The 23,045-nt window shown below is 65.6% G+C and carries 23 protein-coding genes; 8 read left to right on the top strand and 15 right to left on the bottom strand.

Going from position 1 to position 23,045, the window contains the following annotated elements; all coding sequences use genetic code 11:
* Positions 1-18 precede the first annotated feature (18 nt).
* On the top strand, positions 19-1,164 hold the full coding sequence (locus tag EV643_RS09445; protein WP_133799599.1) for an XdhC family protein: 1,146 nt from the start codon (positions 19-21) through the stop codon (positions 1,162-1,164).
* 151 nt (positions 1,165-1,315) lie between these two features.
* Here EV643_RS09445 and EV643_RS09440 read toward each other — a convergent pair whose 3' ends face one another.
* The gene (locus tag EV643_RS09440; RefSeq protein WP_133799598.1) at positions 1,316-1,564 is read right to left on the bottom strand and encodes a hypothetical protein; all 249 of its coding nucleotides are present in this window, start codon (positions 1,562-1,564) and stop codon (positions 1,316-1,318) included.
* Between the two features lie 296 nt (positions 1,565-1,860).
* Between EV643_RS09440 and EV643_RS09435 the strand changes: the two genes are divergently transcribed.
* The gene (locus tag EV643_RS09435; protein WP_133799597.1) at positions 1,861-2,589 is read left to right on the top strand and encodes a FadR/GntR family transcriptional regulator; all 729 of its coding nucleotides are present in this window, start codon (positions 1,861-1,863) and stop codon (positions 2,587-2,589) included.
* 192 nt (positions 2,590-2,781) lie between these two features.
* Here EV643_RS09435 and EV643_RS09430 read toward each other — a convergent pair whose 3' ends face one another.
* The 12 genes from EV643_RS09430 to EV643_RS09375 all read right to left on the bottom strand — a co-directional run bounded on the left by EV643_RS09430 (position 2,782) and on the right by EV643_RS09375 (position 13,631).
* Positions 2,782-3,198, bottom strand: coding sequence for an MFS transporter (locus EV643_RS09430; protein WP_133799596.1), 417 nt, complete (start codon positions 3,196-3,198; stop codon positions 2,782-2,784).
* Positions 3,195-4,007, bottom strand: a complete 813-nt coding sequence (locus EV643_RS09425) for an enoyl-CoA hydratase/isomerase family protein (protein ID WP_133799595.1) — start codon at positions 4,005-4,007, stop codon at positions 3,195-3,197. The genes EV643_RS09430 and EV643_RS09425 overlap by 4 nt, the downstream gene beginning before the upstream one ends.
* Complete coding sequence (locus EV643_RS09420) at positions 4,000-5,628, bottom strand: class I adenylate-forming enzyme family protein (protein ID WP_133799594.1); 1,629 nt, start codon at positions 5,626-5,628, stop codon at positions 4,000-4,002. Before EV643_RS09420 ends, EV643_RS09425 begins: the two co-directional genes overlap by 8 nt.
* A complete protein-coding gene (locus EV643_RS09415) occupies positions 5,628-6,401 on the bottom strand; it encodes an SDR family oxidoreductase (protein ID WP_133799593.1) in 774 nt (257 codons plus the stop codon). The genes EV643_RS09420 and EV643_RS09415 overlap by 1 nt, the downstream gene beginning before the upstream one ends.
* A gap of 63 nt (positions 6,402-6,464) precedes the next feature.
* Positions 6,465-7,211 carry an SDR family NAD(P)-dependent oxidoreductase gene (locus EV643_RS09410; RefSeq protein WP_133799592.1) on the bottom strand — a complete coding sequence of 249 codons (747 nt, stop codon included), beginning with the start codon at positions 7,209-7,211 and terminating at the stop codon, positions 6,465-6,467.
* Between the two features lie 38 nt (positions 7,212-7,249).
* The gene (locus tag EV643_RS09405; RefSeq protein ID WP_133799591.1) at positions 7,250-8,701 is read right to left on the bottom strand and encodes an aldehyde dehydrogenase family protein; all 1,452 of its coding nucleotides are present in this window, start codon (positions 8,699-8,701) and stop codon (positions 7,250-7,252) included.
* Positions 8,702-8,756: 55 nt separating this feature from the next.
* The gene (locus EV643_RS09400; RefSeq protein ID WP_133799590.1) at positions 8,757-9,095 is read right to left on the bottom strand and encodes a carboxymuconolactone decarboxylase family protein; all 339 of its coding nucleotides are present in this window, start codon (positions 9,093-9,095) and stop codon (positions 8,757-8,759) included.
* 4 nt (positions 9,096-9,099) lie between these two features.
* On the bottom strand, positions 9,100-9,933 hold the full coding sequence (locus EV643_RS09395) for an aspartate/glutamate racemase family protein (protein ID WP_133799589.1): 834 nt from the start codon (positions 9,931-9,933) through the stop codon (positions 9,100-9,102).
* A gap of 1 nt (position 9,934) precedes the next feature.
* Positions 9,935-11,146, bottom strand: a complete 1,212-nt coding sequence (locus EV643_RS09390; RefSeq protein ID WP_238165468.1) for an acetyl-CoA C-acetyltransferase — start codon at positions 11,144-11,146, stop codon at positions 9,935-9,937.
* A gap of 17 nt (positions 11,147-11,163) precedes the next feature.
* Positions 11,164-11,907, bottom strand: a complete 744-nt coding sequence (locus EV643_RS09385; protein WP_133799587.1) for an SDR family NAD(P)-dependent oxidoreductase — start codon at positions 11,905-11,907, stop codon at positions 11,164-11,166.
* A gap of 161 nt (positions 11,908-12,068) precedes the next feature.
* A complete protein-coding gene (locus tag EV643_RS09380; protein ID WP_133799586.1) occupies positions 12,069-12,812 on the bottom strand; it encodes an SDR family oxidoreductase in 744 nt (247 codons plus the stop codon).
* Positions 12,813-12,863: 51 nt separating this feature from the next.
* Positions 12,864-13,631 (bottom strand): glucose 1-dehydrogenase, encoded by a 768-nt coding sequence (locus EV643_RS09375; RefSeq protein ID WP_133799585.1) that lies wholly within the window; start codon positions 13,629-13,631, stop codon positions 12,864-12,866.
* Positions 13,632-13,736: 105 nt separating this feature from the next.
* Between EV643_RS09375 and EV643_RS09370 the strand changes: the two genes are divergently transcribed.
* A complete protein-coding gene (locus tag EV643_RS09370) occupies positions 13,737-15,122 on the top strand; it encodes an MmgE/PrpD family protein (protein WP_133799584.1) in 1,386 nt (461 codons plus the stop codon).
* Between the two features lie 48 nt (positions 15,123-15,170).
* Here EV643_RS09370 and EV643_RS09365 read toward each other — a convergent pair whose 3' ends face one another.
* Together EV643_RS09365 and EV643_RS09360 are read right to left on the bottom strand one after the other, a co-directional pair.
* The gene (locus EV643_RS09365; RefSeq protein WP_133799583.1) at positions 15,171-15,938 is read right to left on the bottom strand and encodes an SDR family NAD(P)-dependent oxidoreductase; all 768 of its coding nucleotides are present in this window, start codon (positions 15,936-15,938) and stop codon (positions 15,171-15,173) included.
* A 33-nt stretch (positions 15,939-15,971) separates the two neighbouring features.
* Positions 15,972-16,838: an NAD(P)-dependent oxidoreductase gene (locus EV643_RS09360; protein ID WP_202869468.1), complete on the bottom strand. Its 867-nt coding sequence runs from the start codon at positions 16,836-16,838 to the stop codon at positions 15,972-15,974.
* Positions 16,839-17,013: 175 nt separating this feature from the next.
* Here EV643_RS09360 and EV643_RS09355 point away from each other — a divergent pair, with 175 nt between their 5' ends.
* From EV643_RS09355 to EV643_RS09335, 5 genes are all read left to right on the top strand, one after another.
* The gene (locus EV643_RS09355) at positions 17,014-17,991 is read left to right on the top strand and encodes an NAD-dependent epimerase/dehydratase family protein (RefSeq protein ID WP_133799581.1); all 978 of its coding nucleotides are present in this window, start codon (positions 17,014-17,016) and stop codon (positions 17,989-17,991) included.
* 142 nt (positions 17,992-18,133) lie between these two features.
* The gene (locus EV643_RS09350; RefSeq protein WP_133799580.1) at positions 18,134-19,606 is read left to right on the top strand and encodes an aldehyde dehydrogenase; all 1,473 of its coding nucleotides are present in this window, start codon (positions 18,134-18,136) and stop codon (positions 19,604-19,606) included.
* A 202-nt stretch (positions 19,607-19,808) separates the two neighbouring features.
* Positions 19,809-21,188 carry an ABC transporter substrate-binding protein gene (locus tag EV643_RS09345; protein WP_166665377.1) on the top strand — a complete coding sequence of 460 codons (1,380 nt, stop codon included), beginning with the start codon at positions 19,809-19,811 and terminating at the stop codon, positions 21,186-21,188.
* 58 nt (positions 21,189-21,246) lie between these two features.
* Positions 21,247-22,134, top strand: coding sequence for a carbohydrate ABC transporter permease (locus EV643_RS09340; protein ID WP_133799578.1), 888 nt, complete (start codon positions 21,247-21,249; stop codon positions 22,132-22,134).
* Positions 22,135-22,139: 5 nt separating this feature from the next.
* Positions 22,140-23,045 carry a carbohydrate ABC transporter permease gene (locus EV643_RS09335; protein ID WP_133799577.1) on the top strand — a complete coding sequence of 302 codons (906 nt, stop codon included), beginning with the start codon at positions 22,140-22,142 and terminating at the stop codon, positions 23,043-23,045.

Below are 23,045 nucleotides of genomic sequence, written 5' to 3'. Positions count from 1 at the left end.
GCTCAGGGATGAACCGCAATGCTGAACATCGTTGACACCCTGCTCCAGTGGTGCCGTGAGTCGCGCCCTTTCGCCCTCGCCACCATCGTGCAGGTCAACGGAAGCGCACCCCTGCCACCGGGCACCTCGCTGGCCGTGAGCAGCGAGGGCGCCGCGGTCGGCAGCGTCTCCGGCGGATGCGTCGAGGGAGCCGTCTACGACCTGTGCCAGGAGATCCTGGAGTCCGGCCGAACCGCCGTACGAGCGTCGTTCGGATACGCCGACGACGAGGGCATCGCCATCGGCCTGACCTGCGGCGGCGAGATCGAAATCCTGGTGCAGCGCATCGATCCCGCGATTCAGCCGCACCTGGCCCTGGCCCTCGATGAGCTGGCGCGGGGCCGCCCAGGTGCCATCGCGCACGTCGTGGACGGCCCCGAAGAAGTTCTCGGCCGCACCATCTATGTCCCCCACGACGGCGAGCACCGCGGCACCCTGGGCGGCGAGGTCGAGGACGGGATCGTGGCGGCCCGGGCGAGCGGCCTGCTTCGAGCAGGCCAGACCGCTCGGGTCGAGGTCGGCGGCGACGCCGACTCCTGTCCGGACAGGCTATCGATCCTCGTCCACGCCAGTGCCTCGCGGCCCCGCATGCTGATCTTCGGCGCCGTCGACTTCGCCGACGCACTCAGCCAGGCCGGACGCTTCCTCGGGTACCACGTCACCGTCTGCGACGCCCGGCCCGTCTTCGCCACCCCCACACGCTTCCCACACGCGGACGAGGTCGTCCGCGACTGGCCCCACCGGTATCTGGCCAACACCGAAGTGGACGCACGCACCGCGATCTGCGTCCTGACCCACGACGCCAAGTTCGACATCCCCCTCCTCCGCCTCGCCCTCCGCCTTCCGGTCGGCTACGTGGGGGCGATGGGCTCACGACGCACCCACGACGATCGGCTGCAACGCCTGCGCGAAGCCGGCGTGCCCACCCACCAGTTGGCGAACCTGCACTCCCCCATCGGCCTCGACCTCGGCGCCCGTACGCCTCAAGAGACCGCTTTAGCTATCGCCGCAGAGATCATTGCTCATGCCAACCAGGGCACCGGCCTGTCCCTTACCGACGGCTCCGGTCCCATCCATCGTCATTCCCCAGCCACCAGCTCAGAGGCTGCTCGAATAGCCGGGTGACGACCTAACCGTCGAGCGGGTCGATTTCGTTGCCGAAGGCAACGGACGCCATCGCGGGGTGCCAGTGGGTGGCGCCCATCAGCACCGGTGCCCAGGCCCGTGTATGCGGTCCTGGCTAGTGCCGTCTCCCCACTGCCACCTGCCGCGCCGATCAGCCGTACCACCGACGGTCGTCCAGGCCGACGCCATACGAGAGGCAGACCGCCGGGGTGCTGTAGGTCTCGCCGGAGTCGCGGGCGGACATCGCCGGGAGGAGCAACTCGCCGCCGACGACGCCGTATCCGGTCGCCTGGCGTTCCGCGTACGTCCCGGTGGTCGTCGCTCCAGGCGGTGTGGGGCCGCCCAGACCGAACTCCACGGCGTTCGCGAACTCGACGTGTGGATCCGCGATGCCGGTCACCGGCTTGGTCGCGTGCGGGACGGGGCGGACGAGAACCTAACCCGGAAGTGTCAGTCAGACTACTGTCTGACTGCAGCAATTTCTGTCTGTTCTTCTGCAGTCGGTTGCCCCTGAGCCGTCGTCGACGGACGGCGGTGAAGGCAGTGACGACGCTCGGAAGCTGTCAGTCGTGGTACGCCGCACCCTGGTATATCGCCACGGAGCACGCCCCGATGGGTGTATATTGTAGGACAATTGACCAGCAGGTGTCCGCGCACCGGAGACGGTGACGCGCTGCCGTCCGACAGGAGCCAGAGATGCCCACAGGCAGCGACAACAAGTTCAAGGCCCGCCAGGTCACGCGCCCTCGGGACCAGGTGGAGCAGCAGCTCCGCGAGGCGATTCTTGACGGCCATTTCGGGCAGGGCGACAAGCTCCCTCCTGAGACCGAGCTCGCTCAGCAGTTCGGAGTCAGCCGGCCGACGGTGCGTGAAGCCCTCGGCGCGCTGGTGAGCGCCGGCCTGATCCGCAAGGTCCCCGGCGTCGCAGGCGGCAGCTTCGTCAACTCTGTGACACCGGACTCGCTGAGCCAGATGCTGAGCGAGTCGATGGACACCATCGTCCGGATCGGCGCGCTGGACATCGCAGAGATCACGGCTGTCCGCAGGGTCCTGGAGATTCCTGCTGCACAGTGGGCTGCTCGCAACCGGAGCGACGCGGACATCGCGAAAATGAGGTCTGTCATCGAGCAGCAGAAGAGGACCACGATCGACGACCCCGACATTCCCGAGTACGACCTGCGATTTCACACCGCGATCGGCTACGCATCGGGCAACCGCCTCCTCGGGGCGTTCATCGCTGCGGTTCACGACGCCACTCATCCGGCTCAGTTCCTCGACGTCACCAGCGATGTCGCCAAGAAGACCATCCGCCAGCACATCGCCATCGTCGCCGCCATCGAGTCTTCCGAACCCGAGGCCGCGGCCGCCGCAATGAACGAACACCTCGATTATGTCCTCCAGTACTCACTGCCCAACGCGTCGTAGGCGTGAGCGGTCCGTCGGCGTCACGGCGCCTAGATCCGCGTTGGTACCGGCTTGATCCGTCGTCCCGACCGACGGCGAGTGTCGTCAGGGTTGCGGCGAGGAAGAGTAGTGCCGCGGGCCCGATGAATGCCGCAGCGACGCTACCCAACGGGACGAGGCTCTGACCGAGGCGATTGCCCGCCATCTGCAATCTCATCGCCGTCCCGCCGAGAGGCGTCGGCCGGCCTCGCGACCGTTGGCGATGATCGTCTGACAGGCGATCATCGTGAGGAGCTGCCCGAGGCCCAGCGCTGCGCTCGCCGCCATGAGCAGCTCAAGGCGGTCCGCTGCGAGCATGCCCAGGACCGCAAACGGGAGCATCGCCGCCCCCGCAAGGAGGTATCCGCGTTCTCCGCGACGGTCGATTCCCCGGCCGACCGGAATGGCGGCCACGAGCGACACCACTGAGAACGAGGTGACCAGCAGGCCGAGTTGGGCCGTCGATGCGTGCAGCGAGAGCGCTTGATAAGTCAGTACGGGTCGCAGTGCGAACACGACCAACTGCGACGCGGCAGTCGCCACCATGAGACGCACGAACCAGCTACTCACAGGGGCGAGCAGCCAGCTCAACCGACGTCTGTTGTACGCCCGCGGGACAGGCTGTACCGCTCCATGACCGCCAGCACGCGCGCCCGCACCTCCGGTCGCGCCAGCAAGTCGATGTTCGCAGCAAGGCTCTCGTCGAGCGCGGCCTCCAGCTCACGGCTGCCCGCCGCGCGAGCGACCTTCTTGGCGCGCGCGTACGTCGCAGCCGGACCGTGCATCATGTCCCGGGCAACCTCTGTCGCCCGCGCCGCCAGGCGATCGTCCGCACACACTTCGCTGATCATCCCCAGCGCCAACGCCTCCTCGGCCGAGATGAACTCGCCGGTCGCGATCATCCGCGACGCGGGCGCGATTCCGATCAGCGAAGGAAGCAGGTAGGCGCCACCGGCGACCGGAACCATGCCCAGGTTGACGTAGCTCTCGGCGAACCTGGCGCTGGTTGCCGCGATGCGCACATCGCAGGACAGGCCGAAGTCGAGCCCGCCCGCGGTGGCAGCGCCGTTGTACGCCGCGATGACCGCCACGGGGGCGTTCCACAGGAGCCGCACCGTTCGCTGCACCGCGGGCATCCACACCTCGGCCAGATAGTCCATCAGGCCGTCCGATCCCTCGGCGTGGTACACATCGAACATCTCGCGGACATCGGCTCCCGCACAGAACACCGAGCCGGTGCCGGTGAGCACGACGGCCCCGATGTCCTCCGACTCGGCGAGGTCCTGGACTGCGTCACCCATGCGGGTCACCACATCGGGAGTCACCGAGTTACCGCGCTCCGGCCGGTTCAGTCGCACCGTGCCGATGCCGTCAGCGCGGCTGACGTCGAGATCATCCACGTGATGTCACCACCTTTGTCACGTTGGCCGGCAGGTTCTCGGGCTTTTCGACCCAGCCGCGCACCAACTGCTTGATGTCTCCGCGAGCGATCTTCGACTCACCCGATGCCCTGGGGATCGCATCTGCCGACAAGAAGATGTGACGGGGCCGCTTGAAACCGGCCAACTGTTCTTTGAGCCAGCCCTCGAGGACGTCGCCCGTTGCCGGCGACAACTTTGCGACATGCACGTAGGCAGCCGGGGTCTCGCCCCAGTCCGAGTCCGGCACCCCGACCACCACGGCCTCGCGGACATCTGGGTGCGACTCGAAGGCGCGCTCGATCTCGACCGGATGGATGTTCGTTCCACCGGTGATGATCGTCTCGCTGGCCCGGCCGACGATGTAGAGGCGGCCGGCTTCGTCCACGTGGCCGAGATCGGAGGTCCGCCACCACCCGTCGGCGAGCAGCCGTTCCTCGTGCTCGGACTCAGCTCCCAGAAGTGTCGTGGCGACACTGGGTGTACGGATGACGAGCTCCCCGACGGTCCCGGGCTCAGGGCGGTCGAGGACCACGCCGCCGTCGAGGATGGCGAACTCCACTCCCGGCACCGGGCGGCCGATCGACGACCACAGCTCCGGTTGTCGCATCTCCGCGCGCGACAGCAAGGTGGTCGAGGCAGGTGCCTCGGTTTGTCCCCAGCACTGGATGAGCGCATCGGTGTGTTCGCCCACCACTTCGAGGGCCGGCAGCGCAGCCGGCTCACCAGCGAGCATCAGGCAGGACAGCGACGAGGACCGCAACTTCGGCAGCACCGAGGAACTACTCATGCGACGCAGCATCGTCGGCACCGCGAACATCCAGGTGATCCCCCGGTCGGCGATCACGTCGAGGGTCTGGTCTGCGTCGAACCGATCCATGACCACATTGGTGCCGCCGCAGAGCAATGTCGGCATGACGCTCCACCCGCCGGCGTACACGAAAGGCGCGACCTGCAGCGTTCGTGGCGTCGCCACCGGCCCGCTGCTGCTCATGACCCAGGTGTTTCCGAGGATCGCCGCCCGCGCACCGCGATGCGAAATGGCGATTCCCTTGGGACGTCCCGTCGAGCCGGAGCTAAAACGGATGTGGTACAGGTCGTCCGGGCCGACCGGCACCTGCACAGCGGCCGGGGCGCCCTGTGCCACCAGGTCGTCGAAGGTGAGCCATCCCGCGCGCTGGCCACCGATGACGACCTTGAGGATCTCGGGTTCCTCCAACACCTCGTCCAACGAGAGTGCCGACTGGCCGTCGGCGACGACGAGCCGTACCTCGGCCAGTTCGATACAGCGTCGCAACTCCTGCGGGGCAAGCCGATGGTTCAGCGGCACCTTGACGAGTCCGGCCTTCAGCAGAGCGAATTCCAGGACGACGTACTCGACATGGTTCTGCGCGACATACACGACGCGGTTGCCCGGCTGCAGCCCGAGGCCCAAGAAGACGTTGGCCAGCCGGTTTGAGGACTCGGCGAGCTCGCCGATGGTCATGCGGCGGAGTCCCGCGACATCCTCGACCGCGACATCTCCGGCGGGTCGGCGTTGAACCTGGCTCATCAGTTGTACGACGGTCTGGGCGACCGCCGAGCGATGCACGCTGGACGACATCAGCTCTGACCGAACCCGATCGGCATGGTCGCCAGCGACAGACCGCCGTCCACCACGATCGTCTGCCCGTTGATCGCGGCGCTCCGCGGCGAGCACAGGAATGCCATCACCTCGGCGACTTCGTCGGGCGTCGGGTAGGCGCCCGACGGCGTCTGCGCGAGCCACTGCTTCGCGTAGTCGTCCCACGCCTCGCCCGCGTAGTAGCGGAACGAATCAGTGTCGATCGGCCCCGGGCACACGCCGACAGCCGTCACGCCTTCGGCGGCGAGCTCGATCGCCAGGTACTTCACGATCGTTTCCATGGCGGCCTTTCCTGCGCCCAGCAGTCCGTGCCCGGGGAGGGCGCGGAAGCTGTCCCATCCGCTGACAGCCAGCACCCGGCTGCCCCGCGGCATGTGCGGCACGCTCGCGCGGACCAGGTCGAGGAAGCCCTGCACGGTGATGCCCATCGTCTTCTCGATGTGGTGACCGCGGATCTGCATCAGCGGCTTGAAGGCGCTCGCTGCGGCGTTGGCGACGACGACGTCGATCGTGCCGAACCGGTCGACGACCTTGTCGACCATGGATTCGACAGCGGCGGTGTCTGCGACATCGGCCTGTACGGCGATCGCGGTGCCACCGACCGCTTCGATGTCCGCGACGGTCAGCTTGGCCGCCGCGTCGTCGCGCCGATAGTTGACCACGACGTTCGCGCCCTCGGCGCCGAGCTTCAGCGCAAGGCGTTGACCCATGCCGCGCGATCCGCCGGTGATGATGATCGTCTTGTCCTGCATCGTTGTCGCCTCGTCCTGTAGTCCGCTGGTGTCACGGAGTGCGTTGAGTGGATGGGCCGCTGGTCAGGAGCTCATCGTCAGACCGCCGCCGACGCAGAGCGTCTGGCCGGTGACGTAGCTCGCCTCGTCCGAGCTGAGGTAGGCGATCGCGTCGGCGATCTCCTCCGGGCGACCCGCCCGCCGCAGCGGGATGGCACGCACGACGCTGGCGAGAAGCGCCTCGCCGCCCTGGCTCTCGAGCAGCGGAGTCTCGGTAACGCCCGGCGCCACCACGTTGACGCGGATCGAGTAGCGTGCCCATTCCCGGGCCAGCGCCTTGGCCAACGCCACGATGCCGCCCTTCGCCGCCGAGTACACGGCCTCGCCGGACTGGCCGACCATGCCCGCCTCGGAGCTGGTGAGCACGATGGTGCCGCCCGTCTCACGCATGGCCTCGCCGGCGGCGGCGCTCAGGTAGATCGCGGACATCAGATTGACGTCGATGATCCGGCGCCAGTACTCGGGCGACTCTTCGAGGAAGCGAGTGATCGCGGTCCAGCCGACGGTCGACACGACGTGGTCGATGCGGCCGGTCTCTGCGACTGTGGCGGCGACGAGCCGCTGGCACTCCGTCGCGCTGATCGCGTCCCAGGACTCGCCCAGGCTCACGATGTCTTCGTGCTCGGCAGCCAGCTTGGCGACTGCCTCGTCGTTCAGGTCGGCCGCGACGACGCGGAGCCCGGATGCGGCGAGCTTGAGCGCGGTGGCGCGTCCGATACCGGATCCTGCGCCCACAACCAGGGCGACGCGGGTCTCAGGGTTGTCTGACATGAGGTCCTCTCCTCGTGGTGCGACAGTGACGAGGCCGCCTAGGCGAGCGGCGGAAATGCGCGAGCCTCTTCCTCGAAGCCGTAGATCGACTTGACCTCGAGGTACTCCTCCAGCCCGAGCACACCCATCGACCGACCGACACCGGACTGCTTGTAGCCGCCCATCGGGGTGAACGAGTTGGTGTTGGCGCCGTTGAACGCGATCCGTCCCGCGCGCAGACCGCAGGCGAACTCGTAACCGCGCTTGCGGTCCTGGCTGAAGACGTAACCGCCGAGACCGAAAATCGAATCGTTGGCGATGGCCAGCGCCTCCTCCTCGGTCGCGTACGGCATGACGACCAGGACAGGGCCGAAGATCTCCTCCTTGGCCAGCGTCATGTCGGGTGTCACGTCAGCCAGCACGGTCGGCTTGCAGAAGAAGCCACGCTCGAAGCCGTCCATCCGGCCCAGTCCCCCGGTAACGAGGCGACCGCCCTCCCTCAGACCGACCGCGATGTGGTTCTGCACGCTGTCGAACTGCTCGGCGTGAATGAGCGGTCCATGGGTGGTGATCGGATCACGCGGATCACCCACCCGCATCCGGCCGATCTCCTCGATGAGGAAAGGAACGATGTCCTCGACCTGGCTTTCGTGCACAAGGAGCCGGCTGGGGGCATGGCAGGACTGGCCGGTGTTGGAGAAGCCGCGCTGGATGTTCCAGCGGGCGGCCTTCTCCAGGTTTCCATCGGTCAGTACGACGTTCGCCGACTTGCCGCCCAACTCCAGGCACACCCGCTTGACGGTCTGCGCCGCCGACTCGCCGACCTTGATGCCCGCGTCAGTCGAACCGGTGAACGAGATCATGTCCACGTCGGGGTGGCTCGACAGGGCGTTGCCCACGACGCTGCCGCGGCCGATCACGAGGTTGAAGACACCCGGCGGAGTGCCGGCCTCGTCCATCACCTCGGCCAGGGCAACACCCGACGCCGGCGAGGCGTCCGAGGGTTTGAGTACCACTGTGCAGCCGGCGGCGATGCCGTAGATCACCTTGATCACAGAGGTCTGGATGGGCCAGTTCCACGGCGAGATCAGTGCGCACACACCGATAGGCTCCCGCCGGACAATCGTGTCGGCGAGCTGCTGCTCGAAGGCGTAGTCACGGATAAGGTCGCGGGCGACCTTCATGTGCCCGGCTGGGCCGGTCACCTGCGCCTTGAACGAGACCGGCACACCCACCTCTTGCGCGATGAGCTGCGCCAGTTCCTGTTCGCGACGCTCATACGCGGAGATGATGCGGTCGATCAGTGCGATCCGGTCGTCTACGGACGTCCTCGAGAAGGTCTCGAAGGCGCGTTTGGCCGCGGCGACGGCTCGGTCGACGTCGGCCACCCCGGCCCCCGACGTCACGGTGGCCCACGGCTCCTCGAACGTCGGGTCGATGAGGGTCCGCGCGCCTTGGCCGGAGGGCACGACCCACTCGCCGTCGATGTAGAGCTGTCCGAAGTGTTCCACCACTTGCCTCCAAGTCATCCAGAGAGATCAGACGATCCGGGCCCCGCCGCCCGCGCTACCTCAGCTCGTCGTGCGCCCACCCCAGCGCTGCGACCGCGGGCGCAAGGCCGATGCTCGTCCCGAGGAGAAGAATCACGAGCTGCTCGATCTCGGCGAGACTGCCGCCGGCCTGCACCAGGCGGGTGCAGTGCACGCGAAACCCGCCCTCATTCCCCGTCGCCGCGAAGCCCGCGAGGAGAGTGAGCTCGATCTGCTTGGCATCCAGTGGCCCGGATGCATCCGCCGCGACGCGAAGCGCGCGGAAAGCAGTCGCGACGTCGGGTGCGATATCGCGGAGACGGTCGAGGTTCGAGACGAAGTTCTCCTGCTTGCTGAGCGGGTAATCGAAGCTCATCGGATCATTCCTTCTCGGAGTCGGTCAGGTCGGTGGCGATGCGCCCGAGGGCGGGGAGGTTGTAGCCCTCGGCGTACTCGACGGCCGCCTGGCGGATCGAGCTCTCGGCGGCTTTCGCATACAGACGGCGCCGGCTCACGAACGACCCGGACTGCTCTCGGATACGGATCGCGGCCTCGGTGGCGGCGACGAGGGAGACCGTGCCGTCCAGCAACGGCGCGCCGTCGACCTCGCGGATGCCGACCGCGTTCAGGAACGCGGTCAGCCGACCGCCGGCCGGAATCACCACCTCCGCCCCCTTCGCGAGAGAAGCACGGGCGGCCTCGGTGAACGACTCGATGGCCTTGTCCCGACCACTCTCGTCGGAGAAACAGGCGTCGAGCTCATGCGGAGTCAGCCCCATGCACTCGATGCTCGCCAGGCGCTCCTTGAGGCCATATTTGGCCACGTTCTCCTCGAAGCGCCCGCCGAAGTAAGGGTTCACGCCGACCAGGGCGAACGTGCTTCCCATCATGCAAGCGGTCAGCATCGAGGTCTCACCGAGGCCGAGCACAGGGATGTCGACCATCGACCGCGCCTCGCGGAGCGCGGGGTCCAAGATGTTGCCGATCGCAACGGCGTCGTACCCCTCCTGCTCCGCGCCGACGACGGAGTCGAGGATGGAGATCCAGTCGAGGGTCTCGAAGAACCGGAAGCTGTCGATGCGGCCGACCCGGGTGCCTCGAAGGTCCACCTCGGTTTCCGGAGACTTCACCTGCTCTATGTAGGAGCGCAGGAACGGGAAGTAGTTCGGTGAGTACTCCTCGCGCGACATGCTGAGGTAGAGGATCCGCGGCATGTCAGGCGACCCGCTCGAAGACCGCGGCCAGGCCTTGGCCCCCGCCGATGCACATGGTTTCCATGCCGTAGCGCGCCTCGCGCCGATCCATCTCCCGCAAGAGATTGGCCAGGATGCGACCGCCGGTCGCGCCGATCGGGTGGCCGAGTGAGATGCCGGATCCGTTGACGTTCACCCGTTCGAGATCGGCATCAGTCAGCCCCCAGCCGCGGAAACATCCGAGTACCTGCGCGGCGAACGCCTCGTTGAGCTCGATCAGGTCGATGTCCGCCCACAACAGTTCCGCTCGGTCGAGAGCCCGTTGGGCCGCGGGTACAGGCCCGATGCCCATCAGGCGGGGCTCGACGCCGGCCAAGGCCCAACTGACCAGCCGCGCCAACGGTCGAAGGCCAAGAGCCTCGGCCTTCGCCGCGGTGGTCACGATGGCCACGGCAGCAGCATCGTTCTGACCGCTGGAGTTGCCGGCCGTGACCGTCGCGCCGGGCAGTGAGGCGGCCAGGATCGGCGTCAGCTTGGCGAGCGCGTCGACGGTCGTCCCCGGCCTCGGGTGCTCATCCCGCGTGATCGTCTGCGGATCGCCCTTACGCCGCGGGACGACGACCGGGATCGTCTCGTCGTCGAAGAGACCGGCCTCGATCGCCGCCACCGCCCGGGCGTGGGACCGAACCGCCCACTCATCCTGCTCCTCACGGCCGATTCCGTGCTCACGTGCGACGTTCTCGGCCGTTTCGATCATCCCGCCCTCAACCGGGTAGCGCCACCCGCCGGAGTTGGTGCGCGGCTGCGCGAGACGGTCGAGCATGCGCGGCGCACCGCCGGAGTTCCATCGCATGTTCGGCACGTAGTACTCCGCCTGACTCATGCTCTCGGCGCCACCGGCGAGCACCAGGTCGGATCCGCCGGTCGCGACCTGCATGCAGGCGTACAGCACTGCCTGCAGACCGGAGCCGCAGCGCCGGTCGATCTGCAGGCCGGGCACGGTGACAGCGAGGCCGGCGTCGAGCACGGCGATCCGACCGATCGCTGCGGCTTCTCCGTTGGCGTAGCCCTGGCCGAAGATCACATCGTCGATGTGCTCAGCGGTGATCCCGGTGCGATCCACCAGCCCGGAGACGACTGTGGACGCCAAGGTCGTCACCGGGACGTCCTTGAACATGCCGCCGTAACGGCCTACCGGCGTCCGCACCGGTTCGCAGATGACAACGTCCCTCACGTCACGAGCTCCCATCCTCAGACGCTCGACTCTCCGCCGTCGACGGCGATGGTCTGCCAGGTGAGAAAGTCTGGCGCTGCGATGGCTAGATACGTCACGATGTTGGCAAGCTCCTCAGGTCGGCCCATGCGGTAGGCGGGGATACGGCGGAGGACCTTTGCCATGGCCACCCCGTCTTGGCGCAGGTCTGCGTTGATGTCCGTAGCGAAGTAACCCGGCGCCACGGCGTTCATCTGGGCGCCGAACCGCGCCCATTCCGCTGCAACGGAACGGGTGAAGTTGATGACAGCGCCTTTGGAAGCGCAGTAGGCGGAGAACCCAGGACGTCCGACGAGGCCGAACACCGAGGCGACGTTGATCGCTCGTCCCTTGCCGGATTCAGCAAACCGGCGACCCGCCTCGCGGCTGCACAGGAACATCCCGCGCACGTTGGTGTCGAAGATGCGATCCCAATCCGCTTCGTCGAGGTCGACGAGATTGACCTGCGCCGTGATTCCGGCGTTGTTGACCAGTACGTCGACGCCGTCGAACTCGGCGACGGCGGCATCGAACAGACGCGCCACCGAGTCGGCGTCGGTCACGTCGGTTGGTTGCACCAGCGCACGACCACCAGCGGACTCGATCTCCTTGCGCACCCTGTGCAGGTCGTCGACCGAGCGGCCGGCAAGCACCACGCGAACCCCTTTCGCGGCAAGGTCGCGGGCGATCGCCTCCCCCAGTCCACGGCTCGCACCGGTGACGATCGCTCTGAGACTCGACATGGCTTTAATATGTCTGACATCTTACAGCCAGTCAAGGACGATGTCCGATGGATGGCAAAGCGACGTTGGGTACCGCGTCGGGGGTGACGATGAAGCAGCCGGGGAGCGCGGCGACGAAAGTCGCTTGCGGCTCCCCGGCTGCGCGATCGGCGCGTTCTGGCTTACCAGCCGCCGTCGACCTGGATGTTCTGGCCCGTGATCAGGTCGGACTGGGACGTCGACAGGAACACCGCCAAGTTCGCGATGTCGGACGCCTCGATCCGACGCTTCATGCTCTGATTCTCGAGGATCCACTGGTGGTACTCCTCGCGCTTGTCACCGCGATCACGGAACTCCGCCTGCGACAGGACCGCGCCAGGCGAGATGCCGTTGACGTTGATGAAGTGCTCGCCGAGCTCTCTGGCCATGCCTTTGATGAGGCCGTACATGGCGCCCTTCGAGGCGATGTAGGGCACGTACCCCTCCCAACGACCGGTCAGCGTCAGAGAGGTGATGTTGACGATCTTGCCGTAGCGCTTGGCCTTCATGTGCTGTGAGCAGACACGCGACAAGACGAAGACGGCCGAGGAGTTCACCCGGACCTGCTTTTCGTACTCCTCGATGGTGAACTGGTCGTGCTGCTTGAAGATCACCAACGCAGCATTGTTGACCAACACGTCGATCCCGCCGACCTCGTCGGCCAGAGCAGTCGCCTTGTTCTCCAGAGTGGCCAGGTCGTTCAGGTCGGCGCCGAAGAACCGGATGCCCTCGGCGATGCGATCCAAGGTCTGCTGAGCATCGGGCGCGTCGGGTACGTCGAGCGCGATGATGTTGGCGCCCTCCTGCGCGTAACGAGCGACCAGGGCCTGCCCGATAGTGCCCAGCGCGCCGGTGATGAGAACGTTCTTGCCCTCGAGGTCGGACATTTTGTCTTCCTTCTTTACCTTCGTAGTTCGACTTCTGTCGGCCGGAACTCGTCAGACCGTTTGGCCCCCGTCGACAACCATCGCGTGGCCTACGACGAACGAAGACGCGTCCGAGGACAACCAGAGGACCGCATCAGCGATCTCCCCCGGTGCACCCATCCGGCCGATCGGCTCTTGGGCTACGACGCGGGCCCGGCCCTCGTCGGTGTCTCCGGTGAAGCGGTCCATCATCGGGGTCTGAACGATGCCTGGACAGATGGCATTGATTCGCACGCCGAGGGGGGCATAGTCGAGCGCCGCGGCTTTCGTCATGCCGACCACTCCGAACTTGGTCGCACAGTAGATCGACTGACCGGCGAAGCCGGCGACGCCGGCACCGGAGGCGGTGTTGACGATCGTTCCGCCACCGCGGGCAAGCATCTCGGGCACCTGGCTCTGCATGCACAAGAACACGCTCTTGAGATTGACAGCGATCAGCCGGTCGGCGTCAGAGGCACCGATCTCGGCCAGCGGCGCGACGGGCTGTTCGATGCCGGCGTTGTTGAAGGCTGCGTCGAGCCGGCCGAACGCCTCGATGGTGCCCTTGACCGCTGCCTTCACGTCGCCCTCGGAGCTCACGTCACAGGTCAGCGCCACGGCGGCTCCACCGAACTCCGCAATCTCGCGCACGGTCTCGGCCACGCCTACCTCGTCGATATCAACTGCCGCGACGGAGGCTCCGGCGCGCGCGAAGGCGAGCGCCGTCGCCCGGCCGATCCCGCTCGACGCTCCGGTGACGAAAGCGACCTTGCCGGAGAAGCTTGCGGCATCGGACGTCATATCAAGCTCCAAGGGTTGCCATCGAGGTGACTCAACTTCACATGGCGCATACTGTCAGACGGTAACGGTATTGTGAAGTAGTAGCCGGAAGAGATGAGGCACTGGATGACCGAGCGCGAACGGGATCTCTCGTACGACTTCGCAGCCATGGCAGCCGAGACCACCATCGATGCGCTGCCCGATCCTGCGATCGAGGCGGCGAAGATGAGCATCCTCGACACCGTCGGTGTTTCCGTTGCGGCGAGCGGCACCGAGCCCGCGGTCCAAGCCATGCTTGACCTCGTCGCCGATGACGGCGGTCCCGGCGAAGCGGTGATCTGGGGCCTGGGCCAACGAGTCCCGGCAGCGAACGCCGCGTTCGCCAACGGAGCCCTGGCCCACTGCCTCGATTTCGACGATCAGACGCCGTGGGGTCAACACGCATCGAGCTCGGTGGTGCCCGCGGCCATCGCTGTCGCCGAGCGCAAGGGAGGCGTCAGCGGCCCTTCCCTGATCGCGGCCGTCGCCGCAGGCCAGGACATTTTCGCCCGTCTTCGCTGCCATGTCGGGTGGCGCAAGGACTGGAACCTGTCCAGCGCGATTGGCATTTACGCTGGGACTGCCGCCGCATCGCGGATCCTCGGCATGCCAGGCAGAGCGGTGCAGCACGCGCTCGGTATTGCAAGCCAGCAGTCGGCGGGCCTCGCCGAGGTGCTGGCCGGAACCGGCAGCGACCTCCGCGCCGTCTACGCCGGCTTCTCCGCCCGCGGCGCTGTGACCGCGACGCTGTTGGCCGAACGCGGCCTCACCGGTGTGGACCAACTGTTCGAGGGCCCGTACGGCGTCTTCAACACATACTTCGGAGGCCACTACGATCGAGAGCCGATGCTCGCCGGCCTCGGGCACGAGTACCGCGGCGCGGGCACTCTGTACAAGCTTTGGCCGTCGGTCGGAACTTCGCACAGCCATATCCACGCGATGATCGAACTCATGTCGGAGAACGCCCTCGCCGGTGAAGATCTCCGCGAGATCCGGGTCTACGTCGGGGACTACCACCAACTGATGTGCACGCCGTTGGCCACAAGGCAGGCGCCACAGACGCTGGTCGACGCCAAATTCAGCCTCCCGTTCCTGCTCGCCCTCGCCGCCGTACACCGATCGGTCAAGGTCGAGCATTTCACCGCAGCCGGGCTCGACGACGATCGCGTTCGGGCCGTTGCAGCGAAGATTCTTCCTGTGGCGGACGCCTCTCTCGACTGGAAGCTCGAACTGCCTCCGGGGCGTGTCGAGGTGATCACGAATGACGGACGCCGCTTCTCAAAGATCGGATCCGGCTATCCGGGAAGCGTGACCAGGCCGACGCCGTGGAGCGACCTCGCGCAGAAGTTCCGCGACTGCGCGGCCCTTGCAGCCCGGAAACCGTCCGCCGATCAAGTGGAGACCATCATCGCCATGTGTCGTGACCTGGAGACGATTGACGACGTCAGCGAGATCACCGGCGCCCTCGGGTAGACCGATTTCGGCATCTAGCTTGCCGCTCCGGACGAAGGGCTTGCGCCTTCAGACGTGTCGATTCCATCCGCCGTCGACGTACACCCGTTGTCCGGTGATGTATCCGGCCAGCGGGGAGCAGAGGAACGTGATCAGGTTGGCCGCGTCGGCCGGGTCTCCAAACCTGCCGGCCGGGATTTCCCGGTCGAGCCAGACCTGTTGTTCCTCTTCGGTCGGCAGGAACTGGGGGATGAAGTTGTTCCGGATCTGATCCGTGAGCAAATAACCAGGCGAGACGCAGTTGACCGTCACACCGTCCTTGGCGACCACACGGGACAGGCCTTTCGCCCACATCAGGACGGCCGCCTTGGAGGTCAACGACCCGCTGACGTGCTGCGGTTCCGAGGTCGCGGTCAAGTTGACGACACGACCGAAGCCTCGCTCTCGCATGCCGGCAATGAAGGGCGTCGTCAGTCGTCGAGGAGTCACGAAGTTCAGACGGAAGGCCTCCGCCCACTCCTCCTCGGTAGTGTCCAGGTCGAAAGGCCTCGCCTGACCGAGGTTGTTGACGACGATGTCCACGCCACCGAACTGCCCCATGACGTGGGCGACGATACGGTCGAACGAGCCGTCGTCCAGCAGGTCATCCACGATCAGCACAGGCGCCTTGTTGCCCTCGGCACGGATCTCGTCGGCGAGCTCCTCGAGCGCCTGCGCGCGGCGCGCCACCACGATTGTCTGGACGCCCTCACGGGCCAAGGTCTTTGCCGTCACCCGACCGATGCCCGCACTTGCTCCGGAGATCAAGGCGGTCTTTCCGCCGAGATTCAGATCCACAATGATTCCTCTTCCGTTCGCCAGGTCTTCCGGTCAGTTCTCGTACCACTCGGCCATCATTTGGCTCTGATCGGCAGAAGGACCGAACCGCTCGATCGCGAACTCGGTGAACCCCTGGACGAGCTTGCCGACCGGGGTCTGATGCCCGAGGGACTCGGCGAGTTCCGTGGCCAGCCGGATGTCCTTGAGCATCAACTCCAGCGTGAACCCTTGCGGCTTGTAGGCGTCACCGGAGAGCAGTTGGGGATAGGTGTACTCCGTGGCGTAGTTGCGGCCGCTCGACTTGTTGATGACATCGACCACGACCTCCTGCTTCATCCCAGCCGCAACGCCCAGACGGATAGTCTCCAGCGCGGCGAACCGGTTGCAGGCATTGAGCAGATTGTTGACCAGCTTCATGGCGTGGCCCGCGCCGGTGGGGCCGACATTGACCACCTCTGTCGTCACCTCGCTGAGCAGCTTCTCCACCCGGGCGAAGACGTCCGGATCGGCGCCGACCATGAGCGTCGCTGTGCCCTCGCGCGTACGTCGAACACCACCGGCGATCGGGGAGTCGACGTACGTCACCGCACGACCCTTGAGCTCAGCGAGCACCTCGGCGTCCACTGTGGGTGTGCTCGTGGTGGTGTCGATGATCACGGTCCCCGGAACCAACTCTTCTCCCAAACCGTCCGGGCCGAGCAGCAACTCCTTCACCTGCGCTGGACCGGGAAGGCACAGGAAGATCGTTCGACACTCCTCGGCGATCTCTGCCAGCGTCGCGAACCGGGCGCCGGCTGCGACCAGGTCTGCTGCCGCTTCCGGATTGCTGTCGTTGACCAGCAGTTGATGGCCGGCCACTATCCGGCTGGCAATCGACGAGCCCATCGCGCCGACTCCGATGAAGCCGATCGTGTCCATCACATCGTCCTTCCGTCATGTCCATCCCTGTCACATGCCGGGCTCCTCAGCTGGCCGTCCATCATCGGCCGCGAGCCGGCGGATCTGGGCGCGTAAGTCCCGCCGCCACACCTCGCATACTGTCAGACGTTAGCGCTATTGTGAAGACTGTCGCTCGCACGAGAGGAACGAACAGATGTCGCAAGCAGCAACGCCGGTGCCCGATCCCGTGACGGCGAGGGTGCTCGTGACTGGCGCCGCAGGGTTCGTCGGATCTCGGGTCGTCGAGATGCTGGCAGGTACGACGGACCACCGTGTGATTGCGCTCGACGTCGTGGAGTCACCGCGTTTGTGCGAGCTGGCATCGCTGCCCGCGGTCGACTTCCGCGCCATGGACCTGCGTGACACCGATGCACTCGAGTCAGTGGTGTCCGAGACCGATGCCATCGTGCATCTGGCCGCGGTGCGCACCCAGGCGGCGAAGAAGCGACCAAAAGACGCTCACGACATCAACGTCGGCACGACATACGACCTGCTGTCTGCGGCCACGAAGCACGGCGTCCGCCGGTTCGTGTTCGGCTCGACGAACACCATCTACGGCCCGTACCAGGACCCGGCCACGGAACCGGTCAGAGAAGACAGGCCGTGGGTGCCCCAAGGCATCAACATGTACGCCGCAACCAAGCTGGCGAGCGAGGCCTACCTCGAAGCCTTCGCAGGGCTGGGCGGTCCCGAGTACATCGCCCTGCGGATCGGCCCCATCTACGGCCCACGAGTCAGCCCCGGGTCGAACGGCAGCTTGTCCGTGGAGATCCTCCACGCGCTCGACCGGAGCGAGCGACCGATCGTGTCCTGGGCCAGAGACTCGGTCCACTCCTTCGTCTACATCGACGACGTCGCCAAAGCGATCGTGGCATCGTTGAGCGCGGCGCAGACGGGCCTGGCTGTGAACGTCGTCGGAGCGCCGGTCACGGCCGAGACGTTCTGCAGCCGGATCGTGGAGCTGTACGGGCACGACCCGTCCCAGATCGAGTGGAAGAGCGAACGCACCCGGTACCAGCGGGTGAGCCAGGGCCGGATGAGAGAGGTCCTCGGGTTCGCACCCGAGACCACCCTCGACGAGGGCCTCCAGTCGGTCATCAACTGGCACCGAAAGCAGAGTCAGCCGCGCTGACTGAGATGGCGAGCAACTCTTGCGTCACGCAATATAGTCTGACAATAATCAGACTGGCGGATCGGCGGAGGAGCGGCGTACGCACGCCCCAGCGACCGATCTGAGCCCGCAACCGATCTTTCCAGCCGGGAGTGCAGCATCCATGACCACCGATCTACTCACGAGCCACGAGACGCTCTTCATCGACGGACAGTGGGTGCCGGCGGTCGCACAGGAGCGCATCGAAGTGGTCTCGCCGTGGACCGAGAAGCCCATCGCCTCAGTACCGTCAGCGTCTCGGGAGGACGTCGACCGCGCGGTCGGCGCGGCGCGGCGAGCATTCGAGTCAGGTCCATGGCCGGCGATGAGCCTCGCCGACCGCATGGCGATCGTGGCCCGGCTGCGCGACCTCTTGGTCAAGCACAGCGACCAGTTCGCCCAGCTCATCACGGACGAGATGGGTTGCCCGATCACCCAGTCGCAGAACATCCAGGTCACCAACCCGGTCGGAATCCTGGAGTCGTACCTTGAGGTGGCAGCGGCCTACCCGTTCCGGGAGATCCGCCACTCCAGGGGCGGCCAGGCCCTGGTGACGAGAGAGCCGGTTGGCGTGGTCGCTGGTGTGGTGCCGTGGAACGTGCCTCTCTCCCTGACGATCCAAAAGGTCATCCCGGCCCTGCTCACCGGGTGCACAGTCGTGCTCAAACCAGCCCCCGAGACTCCGCTCGACGCCTACCTGGTGGCAGAGTTGCTCATCGAGGCCGGTCTGCCGCCGGGCGTCGTCAACGTTGTCCCGGCCGACCGTGCGATCAGTGAGTACCTTGTGTCCCACCCGGACGTCGCCAAGGTCACCTTCACCGGGTCCAGCGCCGCAGGCCGGCGAATTGCCGAGATTTGCGGCCGAGACCTGCGCAAGGTAACGCTGGAGCTCGGCGGAAAGTCGGCCGCTGTCATTCTTGACGACGCCGACCTCGACATCGCGGTGTCCGCCCTGCGGCTGGGTGCATTCCGGAACAATGGTCAGATCTGCAGTCTCAAAACGAGGCTTGTCGTTCCTCGGCCACGGCAGACGGAGCTGCTCGAGCGGCTCGACGCACTTGTCGACTCGATGCCGGTCGGTGATCCGAACGACCCAGCAACACACATCGGCCCGCTCGTCAGCCAGAGGCAGCGCGCCCGAGTCGAGGGCTACATCGAGGCCGGCCTCGGTGAGGGGGCACGTCTCGTACGCGGCGGTGGAAGACCTGCCGACCTCGACCACGGATGGTTCGTCGAACCGACGATCTTTGCCAATGTCGATCCCGACGCGACCATCGCCCAGGAGGAGATCTTCGGGCCCGTCCTGTCGGTGATTCCGTACGACGCAGAGGATCACGCGATCGCGATCGCAAACAACTCTCAGTACGGGCTGAATGGATCAGTGTTCACGACCGACATCGATCGGGGTCTCCGGGTGGCCGCCCAGATCCACACCGGCACCGTCGAGCTGAACGGAAACCCCGCCGGCTTCCACGCGCCCATGGGCGGGGTGAAAGCCAGCGGGCTGGGCCGGGAGTTCGGCCCCGAAGGGCTCGAGCCTTTCGTGGAGACGAAGGCCATCGGCATCCCCGCGGATCTCGCCGTCGCGCTTCAATAAGAGCGCACCCGGCTCGTCAAGACCGCCTCCACTCCGCTGCACGGCGGGGTCGAGGCGGTACGTATAGTTGCCGAAGGCACCTGTCTTCGCCCGGTTCTGAATTGTGACGATTCAATGGATGATTCGGGTCCGCTGTCTCCGGCAAGCATGCACTGTCAGTACACCCTTGTCCCATTGATCGGATCTTGGCCAGGCTCGTATCGTGACGGCATCTGAAACGATTCACGTTTCACTTTCAGCGTCGGGGTTCTCACTGCCAGGAGGAGATGTGGTCAGCCGATTCATCACACGCAAGGGCATTGCCGGACTGAGCCTCGTTATCAGCGGCCTGCTCGCGATCAGCGCCTGCGCCGGCGGTGGCTCACAGGGGGCAGGCGGCAACGGCGACGGCAAGTTCAGCGGTTTGACACTGACTGCGACGACCGATGTCATCAACACCCTGAACTCGCTGAGCACCGGTGATTGCCAAGCTCAGAACACATCCGCGCCGCTGACGCTCGACGCCGCCCCGCAGGATCAGTACGACCAGCGGCTCCAGCTTCTGCTGAGCCAGAACGGGCTCCCCAGCACGTTCCTGAGCCCTGGAACACCCGATCTCGGCCGCAAGTTCATCGACGCCGATGCGCTCGTGAACGTGTCGCAGGTGCTGAACGACGCCGGCCTGAAGGACGCGGTACTACCGGCCGCGAGTTCGCTCGTTCAGCAGTACTACGGCTCGAACGACCTGTATGCCCTGCCGGTCCAGCTCAACATCGAGGGCATCTGGTACAACAAGCAGATCTTCGCCCAGCACGGCATCGCTGTTCCCACGACGTGGGACCAGTTCCTCGCTGCCGTTGACAAGTTCCAGGCGGCCGGGGTGCAGCCGATCGCGCAGAACGGCGCAAATCCTGGGTGGGGCATCACGCGATGGCTCGGCGCCTATATCTTCCGTGCACTCGGTCCGGATGCAATGCGCAAAGTTGCGGACGGCAACGCGAAGCTCACCGATCCGCAATACGTCGCCGCAGCCGATCAGATCGCCAAGCTCGGTGCGGAGGGTGTTTTCGGAAAGGCGGTCGCTTCCGCGGACTACAACCAGACGGTCAACACCTTCCTCACCGGCCGCGCGGCCATGATGTATATGGGCTCCTGGATCACCGAGAACATCGAAGACCCGAAGCAGAACAAAGTGGGCGCCGCCAACATCGGCTTCATGAGGTTCCCTGCGGTGACCGGCGGTGCGGGGGCGATCGACCAGATGCCGGCGAATGCCGGTCAGCCACTCATGTTCGCCAAGTCGGCATTCGGCGACACCAGCCGCGAGTGGCTGAAGTGCATCGCCCAGAACTACGGCGACACCGCCTTCGAAAAATCCGGTCTTCTGACCGGTATGCAGATGCGCGAGAAGCATGACCTCTCTCCGCTGCAGCGGGTTGTCGTCGATCAGGTCGAGGGCTCTCCGAGCACGGTGCTGTGGTTCGAGGCTCTGTTCAGCTCCCAGGCCACAACCATCTCCACCCAGAACGCGGGCCAGTTGGCCAACGGGTCGATGTCAGGAACCGACTTCATGGCATCCGTACAGGCAGCACTCGGTAAGTAGCCCATTGAATCGAGCCTGGCCGAATCGCCCTCGCCGGCATCAGTGAACTGGAATTCTCATGGCAATCAGCGTCTTCTCGAATCGCCGGGCCACCGCCCTACTCGTGATGCCGGCGTTGGCGATCTACACCGCGGTCATGCTCGTCCCGATCGTCTGGTCGGCGATCTACTCGTTCATGGACGGCGGTCTGATCGGCGGATTCACCTTCACCGGATTCGACAACTACACCCAGTTCTTCACAGATCCTCAGGCGAGGTCCGCCCTTCGCTTCACCGCCATCTACGCCGTGGCGATGACGATCGGCCAGGTCGCCCTGGGCTATCTGCTCTCGTTACTCTACTTGTTTCACCTGCGCCGAAGTTCGACGATTGTTCGAACCCTCGTCTTCTTTCCGGTGGTCCTTCCGACTGTCGCGGTCGCGCTGCTGTTCCAGCGGGTCTTCGGCCTCGCCCCGGTCGAAGGTCCGGTGAATGCGCTCATCCAGACGCTAGGCGGCACGGGCATCGATTGGCTCGGCGGTACAGCCAGTGCGGTAGGTGTCCTCTTCGTGATGGATCTGTGGCGCTCGATGGGGTTCTACGCCGTACTGCTCTACGCGGGACTGATGGACATCCCGGAAGAGATGATCGAAGCCGCTCGCCTGGATGGGGCGACCGGGTCGAAACTCGTCCGGCACGTCGTCCTGCCGATGCTGCTACCGGTCCTTGTTTCGGCGCTGGTCTTCAGCATCAACGGAACGATGAAGGTGTTCGACTCGATCATCGCACTCACCGGCGGTGGACCGGCCGGCTCGACCACTCCCTTGACCCTCTACATGTTCCAGACCGCGTTCGGATTCGGCGAGTACGGATACGGCAGCACGATCGCCATGGTATTGACACTTCTCTCGCTGATCGTCACGTGGTTCATCCTTCGGTCCACCCGCCGCCACCTCACCGCGAGTTGATCAACATGACATCGACTATCCAGGCACCGGCCCCGCGCCAACTCGCCACGAACCGCGCCACTCGCCGGCCGAAGAACCGCAGGTCGCGGTTTCTCCGCCGCCTGCCGCTGAACATAGTGGTTGCACTGCTGCTGGTGATCGTCTGCTACCCGCTCGTGTGGCTCGTCCTCGGGTCGTTCAAGACACAAGACGAGTTCCTGAGCAGTCCGTTCTGGGCACTGCCAAGCACGCCTGATCTCAGCAACTACACCGAGGCGTTCGCGAAGGCCAACCTCGGCACCTATCTGATCAACAGCGTCCTGACAGTGATACCCGCGCTGATCATCGGGTTGGCACTCGGTACCGCAGCGGCCTTTGCCCTCGAAGTCTTGGTCTGGAAGGGCAGAGGCCCGACGCTCGGGATCTTCCTGGTGGGGATCACGGTGCCCGCGCAGATTATCCTACTTCCCTTGTTCACCATGTACTTCCAGCTGCATCTCCTGGGGACGCTCTGGCCGCTGATCATCACCTACACGGCCGTCACACTGCCGCTCAACGTCTTCATGATCGCGACCTTCTTCAAGGCCGCGCCGCGTGGAATGTTCGAGGCAGCGGCGATCGACGGCGCCTCCACGCTTCGCATGTTCTGGAGCGTCGGAGTCCCGATGGTTCGAAACGGCATCTTCACCGTCGGACTTGTTCAGTTCTTCTTCTTGTGGAACGACTTGCTCTTCGCGCTCACCTTCACCAACAACCCTCGTCTCCGTACGGTGCAGGTCGGCCTCTTGAGCTTCAACGGACAGTACGGCTCGATCGACTACGGACCGTTGTTCGCTGCGATCGTCGTCAGCATCTCGGCAACTCTGCTGCTGTACCTGTTCATGAACCAACGGGTGATGCGCGGCCTCGCCGCTGGATCGATGAAGGGCTGA

Source organism: Kribbella caucasensis (genome assembly GCF_004361855.1).
Classification (GTDB): Bacteria; Actinomycetota; Actinomycetes; order Propionibacteriales; family Kribbellaceae; genus Kribbella; species Kribbella caucasensis.
This window is presented reverse-complemented; position numbering and strand designations above follow the sequence as displayed.

Coding starts and splice junctions, on each gene's coding strand:
- EV643_RS09445 (WP_133799599.1), top strand. CDS start 19: ATGCTGAACATCGTTGACACCCTGCTCCAGTGGTGCCGTGAGTCGCGC.
- EV643_RS09435 (WP_133799597.1), top strand. CDS start 1,861: ATGCCCACAGGCAGCGACAACAAGTTCAAGGCCCGCCAGGTCACGCGC.
- EV643_RS09420 (WP_133799594.1), bottom strand. CDS start 5,628: ATGTCGTCCAGCGTGCATCGCTCGGCGGTCGCCCAGACCGTCGTACAA.
- EV643_RS09415 (WP_133799593.1), bottom strand. CDS start 6,401: ATGCAGGACAAGACGATCATCATCACCGGCGGATCGCGCGGCATGGGT.
- EV643_RS09410 (WP_133799592.1), bottom strand. CDS start 7,211: ATGTCAGACAACCCTGAGACCCGCGTCGCCCTGGTTGTGGGCGCAGGA.
- EV643_RS09400 (WP_133799590.1), bottom strand. CDS start 9,095: ATGAGCTTCGATTACCCGCTCAGCAAGCAGGAGAACTTCGTCTCGAAC.
- EV643_RS09395 (WP_133799589.1), bottom strand. CDS start 9,933: ATGCCGCGGATCCTCTACCTCAGCATGTCGCGCGAGGAGTACTCACCG.
- EV643_RS09385 (WP_133799587.1), bottom strand. CDS start 11,907: ATGTCGAGTCTCAGAGCGATCGTCACCGGTGCGAGCCGTGGACTGGGG.
- EV643_RS09380 (WP_133799586.1), bottom strand. CDS start 12,812: ATGTCCGACCTCGAGGGCAAGAACGTTCTCATCACCGGCGCGCTGGGC.
- EV643_RS09375 (WP_133799585.1), bottom strand. CDS start 13,631: ATGACGTCCGATGCCGCAAGCTTCTCCGGCAAGGTCGCTTTCGTCACC.
- EV643_RS09370 (WP_133799584.1), top strand. CDS start 13,737: ATGACCGAGCGCGAACGGGATCTCTCGTACGACTTCGCAGCCATGGCA.
- EV643_RS09360 (WP_202869468.1), bottom strand. CDS start 16,838: ATGGACACGATCGGCTTCATCGGAGTCGGCGCGATGGGCTCGTCGATT.
- EV643_RS09355 (WP_133799581.1), top strand. CDS start 17,014: ATGTCGCAAGCAGCAACGCCGGTGCCCGATCCCGTGACGGCGAGGGTG.
- EV643_RS09350 (WP_133799580.1), top strand. CDS start 18,134: ATGACCACCGATCTACTCACGAGCCACGAGACGCTCTTCATCGACGGA.
- EV643_RS09340 (WP_133799578.1), top strand. CDS start 21,247: ATGGCAATCAGCGTCTTCTCGAATCGCCGGGCCACCGCCCTACTCGTG.
- EV643_RS09335 (WP_133799577.1), top strand. CDS start 22,140: ATGACATCGACTATCCAGGCACCGGCCCCGCGCCAACTCGCCACGAAC.